The organism is Streptomyces atratus (assembly GCF_040655115.1).
Lineage (GTDB): Bacteria > Actinomycetota > Actinomycetes > Streptomycetales > Streptomycetaceae > Streptomyces > Streptomyces atratus_D.
The window spans coordinates 511,061-525,209 of sequence record NZ_JBFAJH010000001.1; the positions used below are offsets into that span (position 1 = coordinate 511,061).

General features: G+C 69.6%; 15 protein-coding genes. 12 read left to right on the forward strand and 3 right to left on the reverse strand.

All coding sequences use genetic code 11. The features are described from left to right. Positions 1–9: 9 nt before the first annotated feature. The gene (rpmB, locus tag AB0I23_RS02375; RefSeq protein ID WP_030928661.1) at positions 10–195 is read right to left on the reverse strand and encodes a 50S ribosomal protein L28; all 186 of its coding nucleotides are present in this window, start codon (positions 193–195) and stop codon (positions 10–12) included. A gap of 257 nt (positions 196–452) precedes the next feature. On the opposite strand from rpmB, the gene AB0I23_RS02380 reads away from it, so the two are divergent. From AB0I23_RS02380 to mutM, 9 genes are all read left to right on the forward strand, one after another. After that, a complete protein-coding gene (locus tag AB0I23_RS02380) occupies positions 453–2,087 on the forward strand; it encodes a DAK2 domain-containing protein (protein WP_359106066.1) in 1,635 nt (544 codons plus the stop codon). A 126-nt stretch (positions 2,088–2,213) separates the two neighbouring features. After that, positions 2,214–4,487 (forward strand): ATP-dependent DNA helicase RecG, encoded by a 2,274-nt coding sequence (recG, locus tag AB0I23_RS02385; RefSeq protein WP_359106068.1) that lies wholly within the window; start codon positions 2,214–2,216, stop codon positions 4,485–4,487. Between the two features lie 281 nt (positions 4,488–4,768). Further along, complete coding sequence (gene rsmD / locus AB0I23_RS02390) at positions 4,769–5,353, forward strand: 16S rRNA (guanine(966)-N(2))-methyltransferase RsmD (protein WP_359106070.1); 585 nt, start codon at positions 4,769–4,771, stop codon at positions 5,351–5,353. A gap of 26 nt (positions 5,354–5,379) precedes the next feature. Continuing rightward, positions 5,380–5,859 carry a pantetheine-phosphate adenylyltransferase gene (gene coaD, locus AB0I23_RS02395; protein WP_359106253.1) on the forward strand — a complete coding sequence of 160 codons (480 nt, stop codon included), beginning with the start codon at positions 5,380–5,382 and terminating at the stop codon, positions 5,857–5,859. A 99-nt stretch (positions 5,860–5,958) separates the two neighbouring features. Continuing rightward, positions 5,959–7,023 carry a cell division initiation protein gene (locus AB0I23_RS02400; protein ID WP_359106072.1) on the forward strand — a complete coding sequence of 355 codons (1,065 nt, stop codon included), beginning with the start codon at positions 5,959–5,961 and terminating at the stop codon, positions 7,021–7,023. A 186-nt stretch (positions 7,024–7,209) separates the two neighbouring features. Beyond that, positions 7,210–7,884: a YceD family protein gene (locus tag AB0I23_RS02405; protein ID WP_359106073.1), complete on the forward strand. Its 675-nt coding sequence runs from the start codon at positions 7,210–7,212 to the stop codon at positions 7,882–7,884. 2 nt (positions 7,885–7,886) lie between these two features. After that, on the forward strand, positions 7,887–8,060 hold the full coding sequence (rpmF, locus tag AB0I23_RS02410) for a 50S ribosomal protein L32 (RefSeq protein ID WP_003965982.1): 174 nt from the start codon (positions 7,887–7,889) through the stop codon (positions 8,058–8,060). A gap of 19 nt (positions 8,061–8,079) precedes the next feature. Next, positions 8,080–8,904, forward strand: a complete 825-nt coding sequence (gene rnc, locus AB0I23_RS02415) for a ribonuclease III (protein ID WP_359106074.1) — start codon at positions 8,080–8,082, stop codon at positions 8,902–8,904. Positions 8,905–9,022: 118 nt separating this feature from the next. Beyond that, positions 9,023–9,883: a bifunctional DNA-formamidopyrimidine glycosylase/DNA-(apurinic or apyrimidinic site) lyase gene (gene mutM, locus AB0I23_RS02420; protein ID WP_359106076.1), complete on the forward strand. Its 861-nt coding sequence runs from the start codon at positions 9,023–9,025 to the stop codon at positions 9,881–9,883. Here mutM and AB0I23_RS02425 read toward each other — a convergent pair. Continuing rightward, entirely contained in the window at positions 9,880–10,284 is a 405-nt protein-coding gene (locus AB0I23_RS02425; protein WP_359106078.1) for a winged helix-turn-helix transcriptional regulator, read from the reverse strand. The genes mutM and AB0I23_RS02425 overlap by 4 nt on opposite strands. A gap of 661 nt (positions 10,285–10,945) precedes the next feature. On the opposite strand from AB0I23_RS02425, the gene AB0I23_RS02430 reads away from it, so the two are divergent. After that, positions 10,946–11,752: a hypothetical protein gene (locus AB0I23_RS02430; RefSeq protein ID WP_359106080.1), complete on the forward strand. Its 807-nt coding sequence runs from the start codon at positions 10,946–10,948 to the stop codon at positions 11,750–11,752. 271 nt (positions 11,753–12,023) lie between these two features. Here AB0I23_RS02430 and AB0I23_RS02435 read toward each other — a convergent pair whose 3' ends face one another. Then, a complete protein-coding gene (locus AB0I23_RS02435) occupies positions 12,024–12,959 on the reverse strand; it encodes a CAP domain-containing protein (protein WP_359106081.1) in 936 nt (311 codons plus the stop codon). A gap of 148 nt (positions 12,960–13,107) precedes the next feature. Between AB0I23_RS02435 and AB0I23_RS02440 the strand changes: the two genes are divergently transcribed. Further along, on the forward strand, positions 13,108–13,389 hold the full coding sequence (locus AB0I23_RS02440; RefSeq protein ID WP_359106083.1) for an acylphosphatase: 282 nt from the start codon (positions 13,108–13,110) through the stop codon (positions 13,387–13,389). A 439-nt stretch (positions 13,390–13,828) separates the two neighbouring features. Beyond that, positions 13,829–14,041: a hypothetical protein gene (locus AB0I23_RS02445; RefSeq protein WP_018551753.1), complete on the forward strand. Its 213-nt coding sequence runs from the start codon at positions 13,829–13,831 to the stop codon at positions 14,039–14,041. Positions 14,042–14,149: the final 108 nt, after the last annotated feature.

Genomic DNA, 14,149 nt, shown 5'->3' on the forward strand with positions numbered 1-14,149 from the left:
ACGGGAACGTCAGCGCGCGACCTTGCCGGCCTTGATGCACGAGGTGCAGACGTTGAGCCGCTTCGGCGTCCGACCGACCACGGCACGCACGCGCTGGATGTTGGGATTCCAGCGACGGGACGTACGGCGGTGCGAGTGCGAAATGTTGTTGCCGAAGCCCGGCCCCTTGCCGCAGACGTCGCAGTTGGCAGCCACGGGTCACTCCAAAGACTTCAGGTGCACTTACAGTGAATTCCGGCGCGCCGGAATCATTTGACTGAAGTGGCGGTACCGGAGGAATTCCCGACTCTCATCGGGCAACCGAAGCAGCATACAACGGCCGCGTCGGTGGAACGAAACTACCATGGGTTTCCCCGCCGCCTGCCCCACCCCTGTCGCTGCCGGACGCACCCGGGCGGGACTAGTCTGCCGTTCAGCCAGCCCGCACGGCCGCTCTCCAGGAGGAACACCAGGTGCCGCAGACCGCCGACGACATGGACGCCGTCGCGGTGCGTACCTGGTGCTCACTGGCGCTGGAGGCGCTGGGCCGGGAGCGCGAGGCGATCGACGCGATCAACGTCTACCCCGTCGCGGACGGAGACACCGGCACCAATCTCTATCTGACGGTGGAATCGGCGGCAGGCGCCGTCGAAGCGGTCTTCGCCGCCCACGCGACCGGTACGTCCGTGCCCGCCCTCGCCGATGTCGTACGGGCCATGGCGCACGGGGCGCTGATCGGCGCCCGGGGGAACTCCGGCACGATCCTTGCGCAGCTGTTGCGCGGCATGGCGGGGGTGCTGGGCGATGGGCACGACGCGGACCATCTGCGCCGCGCGCTGACCCGGGCCGCCGAGGCCGCCCGTCAGGCCGTCGCCCACCCGGTCGAGGGCACAGTGCTGACCGTGGCCACCGCGGCCGCCCGGGCCGCCGGGCGCACGGCGGGCGACCCGAGACCGGAAGCGGTCGTGCAGGCGGCCTACGACGGGGCGCGTACGGCCCTGGACGCGACCCCCGGACAGCTCGCCGTCCTCGGGCGGGCGGGCGTCGTCGACGCCGGAGGCCGTGGCCTGGTGACCGTCCTGGGGGCGCTTGTCGAAGCGGTCTCAGGTGAGCCGCCCGCGCACGGGACCTGGGTGACGCCCGACATCGCCCCCGTGACCGCTGCCGCCGCCGACTGCGCGGCGGACGGACCGGCGGACGGGCCCGCCTTCGAGGTGATCTATCTGCTGGAGGCCCGGGACGATGCCGTCGACCGGCTGAGGGCCCGGCTCGACGGGCTCGGCGACTCGCTCGTCGTGGTCGGCGGCGACGGGCTGTGGAACGTCCACGTCCATGTCGACGACGCCGGTGCGGCGGTGGAGGCCGGGGTCGAGGCGGGCAGGCCGTACCGGATCCGGATCACCCACTTCGGTGCCGACCGGGCCCACCCCCACCATCGGGAGCCCGCACAGCGCGGTGTCGTCGTGGTGGTCCCGGGCGACGGGCTCTCCGGGCTGTGCGCGGAGGTCGGCGCGACCACGGTGCTCGCCCGCCCCGGGGAGCCGCCCGCCAGCGGTGAGCTGGTCGACGCGATCCGTCGTGCCCACGCCCGAGAGGTGGTCCTCCTGCCCAATGACGCGGAGCTGCGCCATACGGCCGCGGCGGCCGCGGAGCAGGCCCGTACGGAAGGGATCCGGGTCGCCCTGATCCCGACCCGGGCCGCCGTCCAGGGCATCGCGGCGCTCGCCGTCCACGAACCGGACCGCAGCTTCGACGAGGACGTGGTGGCGATGACCGCCGCGGCCGGCGCCACCCGGTACGCCGAACTGGCCGTCGCCGAGCGGCAGTCGTGGACCATGGCGGGGATCTGCCAGGCCGGCGACATCCTGGGGCTGATCGACGGCGATGTGGCGGTCATCGGCGAGGACGTACCCGGCACGGCCCGGGCCGTCCTCGACCGGATGCTGTCGGCGGGCGGCGAACTCGTGACGCTGGTCCTGGGCGAGGACATGCCGGACAGCCTGGCGGAGGTGCTGCAGGAGCATGTGCGCGAGGGGTACCTGGCGGTGGACACGACGGTGTACCGGGGCGGCCGCCAGTGCGCTCCGCTGCTGATCGGGGTGGAGTAGGGCGCGCGCCCCGCGGCCCGCGCTGCCTCCGACCGCCGGACGGGCGGTGACAGGAACGGTGCGGGGACGATTCCGGCCAGGGGATTCCGGTGGCGCGGGCGACTTCTGTCAGTGGCGTGGTGTGCAATGGATCGCGTGTCTGCGTTCGATGAACCCCTCAAGAAGCTGCTCGGCGGTGCCACCGCGAAGGTGATGGCCGAACACCTCGACCTGCACACGGTCGGTGATCTGCTGCACCACTACCCGCGGCGGTACGAGGAGCGCGGCCAGCTCACCGCGCTGGCCGACCTTCCGCTGGACGAGCACGTGACCGTCGTCGCCCAGGTGGCCGACGCGCGGATCATGGTGTTCAACAACGGCAGGGGCAAGCGCCTGGAGGTGACCCTCACCGACGGCAGCGGGCGGCTGCAGCTCGTCTTCTTCGGCCATGGGGTGCACAAGCCGCACAAGGAGCTGCTGCCGGGCCGCCGGGCGATGTTCGCGGGCAAGGTCTCCGTCTTCAACCGGAAGATGCAGCTCGCGCACCCGACGTACCAGCTGCTCGACACCGCGGACGCCGACGAGGCCACGGAGGCGGTGGACGCCTTCGCCGGGCGGTTGCTGCCCATCTACCCCGCCTGCAAGCAGCTCGACTCCTGGCGGATCGCCAAGGCCGTCGACACCGTGCTGCCCAGCGCCCGGGACGCCGTCGACCCGCTGCCGCTCCCGCTGCGCGAGGGGCGCGGCTTCGCTCCCTTGCCCGAGGCGCTGCTGAAGATCCACCGCCCGCAGACCAAGGCGGACATCGCCGACGCCAGGGACCGACTGAAGTGGGACGAGGCGTTCGTCCTGCAGGTCGCGCTCGCCCGCCGCCGGTACGCGGACACCCAGCTCCCGGCGGTGGCCCGCAGACCCAGGCACGGCGGACTGCTCGACGCATTCGACGCCAAACTGCCGTTCACCCTCACCGAGGGCCAGGAGAAGGTCTCCAAGGAGATCTTCGACGACCTCGCGACCGAGCACCCGATGCACCGGCTGCTGCAGGGCGAAGTCGGGTCCGGGAAGACCATGGTGGCGCTGCGAGCCATGCTCGCCGTCGTCGACGCGGGCGGACAGGCCGCGATGCTCGCACCCACCGAGGTGCTCGCCCAGCAGCATCACCGCTCCATCACCGAAATGATGGGCGAGCTCGCCGAGAACTGGGGGCTGTGGCGCGAAGCGCCTCCTCAGGAGGGGCGGCGGTCGGGCGACGGGCGGGCGCTGGGCGGCTCCGACCTCGGCACGAAGGTGGTGCTGCTGACCGGGTCCATGGGGATGGCGGCCCGCCGTCAGGCGCTGCTCGACCTGGTCACCGGCGAGGCCGGGATCGTGATCGGCACCCATGCGCTGATCGAGGACAAGGTGCAGTTCCACGACCTGGGGCTGGTCGTCGTCGACGAGCAGCACCGCTTCGGAGTGGAACAGCGCGACGCCCTGCGGTCCAAGGGGAAGCAACCGCCGCACCTGCTGGTGATGACCGCCACCCCCATTCCCCGTACTGTCGCGATGACGGTCTTCGGCGACCTGGAGACGTCCGTCCTGGACCAGCTGCCGGCGGGCCGCTCGCCGATCGCCAGCCACGTCGTCCCCGCCAAGGACAAGCCGCACTTCCTCAGCCGCGCCTGGGAGCGGGTCCGCGAGGAGGTCGAGAACGGGCATCAGGCATACGTCGTCTGCCCCCGGATCGGTGACGACGCCGACGACGAGGCCGAGAAGAAGAACAGGAAGAAGGCCGCGGAGAAGGCGGCCGAGGAGGACGGGGAGAAGCGCCCGCCGCTCGCGGTCCTGGAGATCGCCGAACAGCTCGCCAAGGGTGCCCTCGCCGGCCTGCGCATCGAGGTGCTGCACGGCAGGATGAACCCCGACGACAAGGACGACGTGATGCGGCGCTTCGCCGCGGGCCACGTCGACGTCCTCGTCGCGACGACCGTCATCGAGGTCGGGGTCAACGTCCCCAACGCCACCGCGATGGTGATCATGGACGCCGACCGGTTCGGCGTCTCCCAGCTCCACCAGCTCCGCGGCCGGGTCGGCCGGGGTTCCGCCGCCGGCCTGTGCCTGCTCGTCAGCGAGGCGCACGAGGCGAGCCCCGCCCGAGCCCGGCTCTCCGCCGTCGCCGCCACCCTCGACGGCTTCGAACTGTCCCGGATCGACCTCGAACAGCGCCGCGAGGGCGATGTACTCGGCCAGGCCCAGTCCGGGGTCCGCACGTCCCTGAGGATGCTCTCCGTCATCGACGACGAGGAGGTCATCGCCGCAGCCCGCGAGGAGGCGGCGACGATCGTCGCCGCGGACCCGGACCTGGCCCACCTGCCCGAACTGCGCACCGCGCTGGCCGCCCTGCTCGACAAGGAGCGCGAGGAGTATCTCGACAAGGGCTGAGCACGGGGGACGCACGGGGCCCACGGGCCTCAGAGCCTGTCGGGGTGACCTCTGATCGGGCGGCCACGCCCTGGCACGCACACTTCAGGCGTTGCCGAAATGGCCTGGTAGCTCCGCTACGAGGGCATCCCGGCGCCTTGGAATCGCACGCACCATGCCGCGTCCGCTCTCCGATCGAAGGTCACCCGACAGGCTCTCAGCGGGCCCGACGCCATATCGTGGGATGCACGGCGCCCGCCCCACCCCGGCGGGCCACCCTGCGACCCGAGGACCAGACACCCATGACCCGCGTGATCGCCGGCTCGGCCGGCGGACGCCGCCTGGCCGTCCCGCCCGGCACCGGCACCCGCCCCACCTCCGACCGCGCACGCGAGGGCCTCTTCTCCACCTGGGAAGCGCTCCTGGGCACCCTGGAGGGCATCCGGATCGCGGATCTGTACGCGGGCTCCGGCGCCGTCGGCCTCGAAGCGCTCTCCCGCGGCGCGGTCCACGCCCTGCTCGTCGAGGCCGACACCAAGGCCGCCCGCACGGTCCGGGACAACGTCCGTGCGCTCGGTCTGCCCGGCGCCGAAGTCCGTACCGGCAAAGCCGAACAGATCGTGACAGGACCGGCGCCCGCGGACCCGTACGACGTGGTCTTCCTGGATCCGCCGTACGCCGTCACCGATGGCGATCTTGGCGAGATACTGCTCACACTCCGTGCTCAGGGCTGGCTCACGGACGATGCCCTCGTCACCGTGGAACGGAGCACCAGAGGCGGAGAATTCAACTGGCCCAAGGGATTCGAGCCAGTGCGGGCCCGTCGCTACGGCGAGGGAACGCTTTGGTACGGTCGCGCCGCTTCTACGTGCGAAGACGCACGATGACCGCACCGGAGAGCGAGGGACTCAAGTTGCGCCGCGCCGTCTGTCCGGGGTCGTTCGACCCCATCACCAATGGACACCTCGACATCATTGGCCGCGCCTCGAAGCTGTACGACGTCGTACATGTCGCGGTGATGATCAACCAGTCCAAGAAGGGCCTGTTCACGATCGACGAGCGGATCGAGCTGATCCGTCAGGTCACCGCGGAATTCGGCAACGTCGAGGTCGAGTCCTTCCACGGCCTCCTGGTCGACTTCTGCAAGCAGCGCGACATCCCGGCGATCGTGAAGGGCCTGCGGGCCGTCAGCGACTTCGACTACGAGCTGCAGATGGCCCAGATGAACAACGGCCTCTCCGGGGTCGAGACGCTCTTCGTGCCGACGAATCCCACCTACAGCTTCTTGTCGTCCTCGCTGGTCAAGGAGGTCGCGACCTGGGGCGGCGACGTCTCCCACCTGCTGCCGCCGCTGGTCCACGACGCACTCGTCGAACGTCTTGCCCAGCAGTGATGCGCTGACAGTCCGTCACCCGGTGTCGGACGGGCGCCGACTGGCCGTACAGTCGTCCCGTCCGTCTCCAATTCGGCAGTAGAGAGTGGCGAGCACACGGTGGACGTGCAGAAGAAGCTCGACGAGATCGTCGAAGCGGTCGGGAACGCCCGGTCCATGCCCATGTCGGCATCGTGCGTGGTCAACCGCGCCGATCTGCTCGCCATGCTCGAAGAGGTACGTGAAGCCCTCCCCGGCTCGCTCGCCCACGCGCAGGAGCTCATCGGCGGCCGGGAGCAGATGGTCGAGCAGGCCCGCCAGGAGGCCGAGCGGATCATCGAGACCGCCCAGGCCCAGCGCGGCTCACTGATCTCCGACACCGAGATCGCCCGGCAGTCCCGGACCGAGGCCGACCGCATCCTCGGCGAGGCCCGCCGGGAGGCCGACGAGGTCCGCGCCGAGGCCGACGAGTACGTCGACAGCAAGCTCGCCAACTTCGAGGTCGTTCTCACCAAGACCATCGGCTCCGTCGACCGGGGCCGCGAGAAGCTTCTCGGCCGCGGCCAGGGCTTCGACGAGCAGGGGTACGAGGACCCCGACTTCGCGGAGGCCCCCGAGCGCAGCGCCGACCCGGAGACGCTCCGGCGCCGCGCCGACGACTACGTGGACACCAAGCTCGGCGCGTTCGAGGCCGTGCTCGCCAAGACCCTGGAAGCGGTCGGTCGTGGCCGGCAGAAGCTGCACGGCCGGGTCGCCACCGACGAGCTCGGCGCGCACATGGCAGCCCAGGACGCCGTCGGCAGCCCGGGCCACACCAGCGACGAGGACCACTGGGCCGGTCTCGCCGAGCTCGCCGCCCCGGAGCCGCAGCCGGTGCCCCAGCAGGTCCAGCCGCACTTCCCGGCACAGGCACAGCCGAGCTACGCGGAGACGTACGCGTACCAGGAGCGGCCTCAGCAGGACATGTACGGGTACCAGCAGCAGCCGGACCCGTACGCCGCCTATCAGCAGCAGGGCTACGACCAGGGCCAGGCGCAGCCGCAGGGGTACGACGGCTGGCAGCAGCCGATGCCGACGCACCAGCCCCTTCCGCCGCAGGGCGAGAGCGCCCTCGACGAGGCGAGCCTCTTCGACACCAGCATGATCGACATCGATCAGCTCCGCCGGTACGAGCAGGAGCGCTGACCGGAGTAACCCGGACAGGGGCCGAACCGGACCGGTTGCGGCCGGTTCGGGACCGGAATCGGGCCCGGTTGGGAGCAGGGTAAAGCGTCCAGTATCCTGGTTCTTCGGTCGCGCGTAGATCTGCGATCCCGGCTGCCCGCTTCGACTCCGATCCGGTCGGCCCCTCCCCACGGTGCGCGCTGCGCCATGGATACGATTTCGAAAGCAGGAAAAGCCCTGAACGGCCACCTCGACCACCGAAACCCTCTCGTGTTCGATACGCACGAGCTGGGTCGGCGTCCCGGTGCCCTCCTGCGGCTGACCCGCTCGGTGGACGCACCCGGTTCGCCGGCCCTCGGTATCGACGGGGTCATCGGTGTGCCGGAAGGCGTACCCGTGGAGCTGGAGCTCCGCCTCGAATCGGTCATGGAAGGGGTGCTTGTCACAGGCACCGCCCGTGCGTCGGCCGAAGGGGAGTGCGTAAGGTGTCTGGAGCCGCTGCGCCAAGAGGTCGTGGCGGACTTCCAGGAGATGTTCTCGTACCCTGACGCCGATGACCGGGGCCGCGCCAAAGCGGAACCGGCCGACGACGCCGAGGACGACGAGGACAGGCTCTTCATCGAGGACGGCCTGTTCGACCTCGAGCCAGTGCTGCGTGATGCGGTGGTGCTCGCACTGCCGATGCAGCCGGTGTGCCGGGAGACCTGTGCCGGTCTGTGTTCCGAATGCGGAATCAGGCTGGACGAGAACCCCGGTCACCACCACGATGCCGTCGACATTCGTTGGGCGGCATTGCAAGGACTCGCCGAGACCGTTTCGGACGGCGAGAAGGACAACATGGGCGGCGCCGAAGCGGGCGTCGACGAGAAGCAGGAGAAGTAGCCGTGGCTGTTCCGAAGCGGAAGATGTCGCGCAGCAACACGCGCCACCGCCGGTCGCAGTGGAAGGCTGCGGTCCCCACCCTGGTTTCGTGCGAGCGTTGCCAGGAGCCGAAGCTGCAGCACATCGCGTGCCCCAGCTGCGGCACGTACAACAAGCGCCAGGTCCTCGAAGTCTGAGCGGCTGGTGAGAGGCCCGATGTCTGAGTTGTCCCACGCCAAGAAGCAGGCAGACAACGTCAACACAGCCTCGTCCCACACGCTTCTGGAAGGGTGGCTCGGGTATCACCTTGAGTCCGCCCTTCTGGTGCGTGCGCTGACCCACCGTTCGTACGCATACGAGAACGGCGGCCTGCCCACCAACGAGCGGCTCGAATTCCTCGGGGATTCGGTGCTCGGACTGGTGGTCACGGACACGCTGTACCGCACCCACCCCGACCTGCCCGAAGGCCAGCTGGCCAAGTTGCGGGCCGCAGTGGTCAACTCGCGTGCACTTGCGGAAGTGGGCCGCGGCCTCGAACTCGGCTCCTTCATCCGGCTCGGCCGGGGCGAAGAGGGCACGGGCGGCAGGGACAAGGCATCCATCCTCGCCGACACGCTTGAAGCCGTGATCGGCGCGGTCTATCTCGATCAGGGCCTCAGTGCGGCCTCGGAGCTGGTCCACCGGCTTTTCGACCCGCTGATCGACAGGTCCTCCAACCTCGGCGCCGGCCTGGACTGGAAGACCAGTCTCCAGGAGCTCACCGCGAGCGAGAGTCTCGGAGTCCCCGAGTACCTCGTCACGGAGACCGGCCCGGACCACGAGAAGACCTTTACTGCTGCTGCTCGCGTCGGTGGTGTCTCGTACGGCACCGGCACCGGCCGTAGCAAGAAGGAAGCGGAGCAGCAGGCGGCGGAGTCCGCCTGGCGCGAGATCAGTGCCGCTGCGGAGCAGCGGGAGGCTACGGCGAAGGCCGCAGCCGACGGAGGGGCTGCCGACACCCCTGCCGACCCGTCGCCGTCGACGGACGTCACTCCGGCCTGATCCGGGAACCCCTCGGTGCCTCGTGCACCGGGGGGTTCTCCCTGTCCGGACCCGGTGTGCTGACGGCGATACTTCGCGGACACCCCTAAACTGTTCAGTCTCTTGAGGAGCCACTGCCGTGCCCGAGCTGCCTGAGGTCGAAGTCGTACGGCGCGGTCTTGAGCGCTGGGTGACCGGCCGCACGGTCGATGAGGTCGAGGTCCTGCACCCGCGCGCGGTCCGCCGCCATCTCGCGGGCTCCACGGACTTCGCGGCGCGGCTCAGCGGCAGCCGCTTCGGTACGGCCATGCGCCGCGGCAAGTACCTGTGGGTGCCGCTGGACGATCTTTCCTCCTCGCTCCTCGGCCATCTCGGCATGAGCGGTCAACTGCTCGTACAGCCGCAGGACACCCCCGACGAGAAGCATCTGCGGATACGGATCCGCTTCGACGACGCCCTCGGCACCGAGTTGCGCTTCGTCGACCAGCGGACCTTCGGAGGGCTCTCGCTCCACGAGAACACCCCGGAAGGGCTGCCCGACACCATCGCGCACATCGCCCGTGACCCCCTGGACCCCGCCTTCGACGACGCGGCGTTCCACACCGCTCTGCGCCTGCGCCGCACGACGGTCAAGCGGGCCCTGCTCGACCAGTCGCTGATCAGTGGCGTCGGCAACATCTACGCGGACGAGGCGCTCTGGCGCACCAGGCTGCACTACGACCGGCCCACCGCGACCCTGACCCGGCCCAAGTCGGCCGAGCTGCTCGGCCATGTTCGCGACGTGATGAACGCGGCGCTCGCCCAGGGCGGCACCAGCTTCGACAGCCTCTACGTCAATGTGAACGGCGAGTCGGGCTACTTCGACCGGTCGCTCGACGCGTACGGGCGCGAGGACGAGCCCTGTCACCGCTGCGGTACGGCGATGCGCCGCCGTCCGTGGATGAACCGCTCCAGCTACTACTGCCCGCGCTGCCAGCGGCCGCCGCGGGTCGCGTTCTAGAACGTGCCCTCGCGCCCCTCGTCGTAACGGCTGCGGGCGTCGAGCACCTCGGGCATCCGGCCCTCGACGAGCTGGATCAGCCCGAGCAGCCGGCCCGCGACCTCGCGCCCCAGCGGGGTCAACTCGTAGTCGACGCGCGGCGGATTGGTGCGCTGCGCCTCCCGGAGGACGAGGCCGTCCCGCTCCAGTGCGTGAAGCGTCTGGGAGAGCATCTTCTCGCTCACGCCGTCGACCCTGCGGCGCAGCTCGTTGAAGCGGGCGCCCGCCTCGTACAGCGCGGTCAGCGTCAGGCTGCCCCAGCGCCCGGTGACATGCTCCAGGGTGCCGCGCGAGGGGCACTGCCGGGAGAACACGTCGAACGGCAGGCTGTCGGCGCCGTTTCGCGGGGTGGTCTCGTCCATGAAAAACAGCTTACGCCCGCACAGCGCTCACTTCTGGAGTGCGCTGTGCGGGCGTAAGCGATCAGACGGAGGCGCGGGCCGTGCGGCCCGGAACGAATCCCGGGAAGGTCTCGGAAGGATCAGAAGCCGACGAAGTGACACGCCGGGTTTCCGATCTGTGGCCACGTCATCGATCAACGCTGTGGCCTGCTGCTGAGCTGTCGGCGGTGGTCGGCGTTGGCCATCGCCGAGCGCCCTTGCACGGCCCCGAGACGGCCCCGGGAGGGCGCTCCGTGGTGCGATGACATCCGCTGAGGAGCGAGGTTGGACGATCATGTGTGTGACCTGCGGTTCCCCACCTTGCAGGGAGCCGTGCGGTACGTGCCCCCGTACGCCCCGATTCCCCCCTGAGTCCCCGCCCGTTCTGGCACGAGAGTGGCACGGTCCCGGGGCCTCATCGGATGACGCAGATGTCCGGCATGGGCGCTCTCCGTCCGCCCGATTCGGCCATGAGGATCCGGGCAGGCCGGTTTGCGGACCTTGATCCACCCTACTTCGCCGGACCGCGCGTCCGCGGCCCAAGGGGGTGCGATGAGGCGGTCGTTGCTGTATGGGGTTGTCGGTGGCACGTACTAACGTGCCTGCAGCGTCCCGTCGATCTTCGTACGCTTGAGGAGCCACGATGCCCGGAGACACACCCGAGCTGCCCGCGAAGGATCTGCGCACCCTGATACCGGAGTACGCGGGCCTTGCCCGGGAAACCACCCTCCTCAACCCGGAGCCCGGCGACCCTGGCGTGCGGGAGAGCTCGCTGGGAGGCGAGCTGCTGTGGCCCGCGGACGAGCCGTGGCCGTACTGCGCGCAGGAAGACCACTGGACGTACGGGTCCGACTGGCGCAACCGCACCCAGATTGTCCCGGGCGCGGTGCCGATGGTGCCGATCCTCCAGCTGTTCGCCCGGGATGTGCCGGGGTTGGAGTTCCCGGAGGGCAAGGATCTGCTACAGCTGGTGTGGTGCGCGCTGATACATGAGCAGGATCCCGGGCCGGTGATGCCGCAGCTGTACTGGCGCAACGAGGCGGAGGTCGTGGCTGGAGGGCTGCTGTCCGAGATCCCCGGGGTGAGCGAGGGGGAGTACGACGAGGACCACATGCCGGAACCGTCCACGTTGTCCCCGATTACCGCGGAGGACTGTCCGAGGTGGCTTGATCTGCCCAAGGACATGTGGGAGACCTGGGAACCTCGTCTCCGGTTGCCGGCGGGCGGCTCCATGTGGCCACCCGACTCCAACGTCATCGGGACGAAGGTCGGCGGCTGGCCCGCCTGGACGCAGCCTGCGGACTGGCCGAACTGCGAGAGCGGACACCGCATGGAGCACCTTCTGACCATCACCGGCGACATACAGTTGGGCGACTGCGGCGGCGTCTACTTCTTCCATTGCCGCCAGTGCCCCGGCCTGCCGTGGGACTGGCGCTTCGACTGCCACTGACAGCTGAGGTCGGTGGAGCGGGTTTGGCCGGTGGCCTGCCTGGGCTGGGGTCGAGCATGATCAGGGGGCCGTACGCTTGACGGCTGCTCGGGCAGGCTTGTCACGGCGAGCCCGTCAAGGTCAGGACCGACCGTCACGGCGTCGGCATGCGCTACCGCGCCCGGTACGTCGGCCCGCGGGCGGCCGTAGACACAGTTTGGGCCGCCTCGGTTGCCGATAACGGCTCCGAGACGGCCCAAGAACGCTGACAGGTCGCTGGCCTGCGTACATCTCAGAAGCCGAAGTCCTGGGTCCACCAGGGGCCGCCGGAGCCGAAGTGCACTCCGACGCCGAGGGTCTTGTAGTCACAATTGAGAATGTTTGCGCGGTGGCCCTCGCTGTTCATCCAGGAGTCCATCACCGCCTGTGCGTCGGCCTGGCCGCGGGCGATGTTCTCGCCGCCGAGCCCCGTCACACCGGCCTTCGAGGCGCGGTCCCAAGGCGTCTGGCCATCGGGGTCGGTGTGGTCGAAGAAGCCGCGGGCCGCCATGTCGTCACTGAAGTTCTGGGCGAGCGAGGTGAGCGGGACGCTGGCCGTGACCGGGCTGCAGCCGGCCTTCGCACGCTCCTGATTGACCAGCGCGAGCACGGCAGTCTGGGCGGAGGTGCCGGCGGCCGGGGGCGTGGCCCTGCGTGCCGGAGCGGCGGCAGATGTCGTCTGCGCCGCCGAGGCCCCGGCGGACGGCGCGGAACTGGTCCTGCCGGCCGCGGGCGCCTTCGTGTTCTCCGCCTGCTTCGTCTGCTCGCTCTTCTCCGAAGGGGAGGCGGACGGCGTGGCCGAGGTGCTGGGGGAGCCCGACCGCTCGGACTTCTCGGGTCCAGAGGAACGCTCGGTGCTGCGGCCGGCCTCGGCCGAGGCGATACCGCGGTCGGCCGGAGCGGTGGTGGAACCGCCCTGCGTCAGCAGGTCCGGCGCACCCTGGGAGCGGATCTGGTCGGAGGCCGCGCCACCGGTCACGTGGTGCGCGCCGCCGGGCAGCAGACCCGAAGCCACGGCCACGGCTCCGACGGCCATCGCAGCGGAGACGCCGATCAGCCCCGTACGCACGGCCGTTCCAGACCGCTTCCTGCGGCGCGCGCCCCGGCGCGAGCGGGCTTTCGCGGCCGCGGACGTATCAGCGGCCGAACCTGCCACGGGACCTGCGGCGGAGCGTCGATGGCGTCCCATCTGCTGTCCCCTTCTGACGGGCTGGACGCCATGATCGGCGTCAATCTGCCTCACCCGATCGAGTGAGGCCCTGGTTTCGACGGGACTGTACGCCATGGCTCAACAGGGCGAAGTGACCCTTGAGTAATTGGCCGGTTAGCGTTCGGGCATGAACGAAGATGTGCGACTTACCGCCTGGGTGCGCGGCCGAGTACAGCAAGTGGGCTTCCGCTGGTTCACCAGGGCAAATGCTTTGGAGATCGGCGGCCTCACCGGATTCGCCCTCAATCTCGACGACGGTCGGGTACAGGTTGTCGCCGAGGGGCAACGTGAGAATTGCCACCGCCTGCTGGAGTGGTTGCGCTCCGACGACACACCCGGACGTGTGGAGGGAGTCACTGAGATCTGGGACACCCCGCGCGGCGGTTACGAGGGGTTTGCGATCCGCTGATCCCGATGCGAACGAGGTCCGAATTCGGGGTCGTGTTCGGACCGTGTTCGACAGGCGGCGAGGGGTTACGGCAAGGGCCGCTCATCTGCGTACACATGAAATGACCTGCGAAAGGACCGGGTGGTTGCCAAGATTCGGTTGCCGTGCAAGGCTGCGGCAGTAAGGATGATCTCCGCGCCCCCCAGGGCCCCGCAGGAGAGTCGCGCCGCGTGATCGTCGAGCCGCGCGCCCCCGGGCCACCCGTGTCTACGGGGTGTGATCGTGTTGACCGTCAAACTTTTTGGTGAGACGCTGAAAACCCCGCGCACCTTAGCTGTTTGGCAGAGCTCTTTGGCAGCAGAACCGCAGTGATGACAGAGCGCTGCCGAGCACCGCGGGTGCGATTCCCTCACGACCCACACCGCATCGGTCGGTCACTCAGTGTGGAGGACCATCCATCATGGCAAAGGCGCTTCTCGGTTACGTCGGCGGTTCCGACCCGCGACTCCTCGCCGAGATGCGACGGCTCCAGCAACGCGTCCAGGACCTGGAATCCGAGCTCGTACGGATCCAGGACGAGAACGACGCGCTCAACGCCGCCGCCCAGCACCAAGAGTCGCTGCTCGACAGCATCGACATCGACGTACCCCAGGCGGAGCCGGCGCTGACCTGACCGAGGGCCCACAGGGGCCGGTCGGGCTGCTCGCGTCAGCCGTCTGAGTTCATCACCGGATCGTCACCGGAATCGTCACCGGATCATTGAAGATCATCACTGTGATCT

Bases quoted from the DNA above. Each gene is read 5' to 3' on its own strand.
- recG (WP_359106068.1), top strand. From the start codon at position 2,214: ATGGATCGCGTGTCTGCGTTCGATGAACCCCTCAAGAAGCTGCTCGGC.
- rsmD (WP_359106070.1), top strand. From the start codon at position 4,769: ATGACCCGCGTGATCGCCGGCTCGGCCGGCGGACGCCGCCTGGCCGTC.
- AB0I23_RS02405 (WP_359106073.1), top strand. From the start codon at position 7,210: ATGGATACGATTTCGAAAGCAGGAAAAGCCCTGAACGGCCACCTCGAC.
- rnc (WP_359106074.1), top strand. From the start codon at position 8,080: ATGTCTGAGTTGTCCCACGCCAAGAAGCAGGCAGACAACGTCAACACA.
- AB0I23_RS02425 (WP_359106078.1), bottom strand. From the start codon at position 10,284: ATGGACGAGACCACCCCGCGAAACGGCGCCGACAGCCTGCCGTTCGAC.
- AB0I23_RS02430 (WP_359106080.1), top strand. From the start codon at position 10,946: ATGCCCGGAGACACACCCGAGCTGCCCGCGAAGGATCTGCGCACCCTG.
- AB0I23_RS02435 (WP_359106081.1), bottom strand. From the start codon at position 12,959: ATGGGACGCCATCGACGCTCCGCCGCAGGTCCCGTGGCAGGTTCGGCC.
- AB0I23_RS02440 (WP_359106083.1), top strand. From the start codon at position 13,108: ATGAACGAAGATGTGCGACTTACCGCCTGGGTGCGCGGCCGAGTACAG.
- AB0I23_RS02445 (WP_018551753.1), top strand. From the start codon at position 13,829: ATGGCAAAGGCGCTTCTCGGTTACGTCGGCGGTTCCGACCCGCGACTC.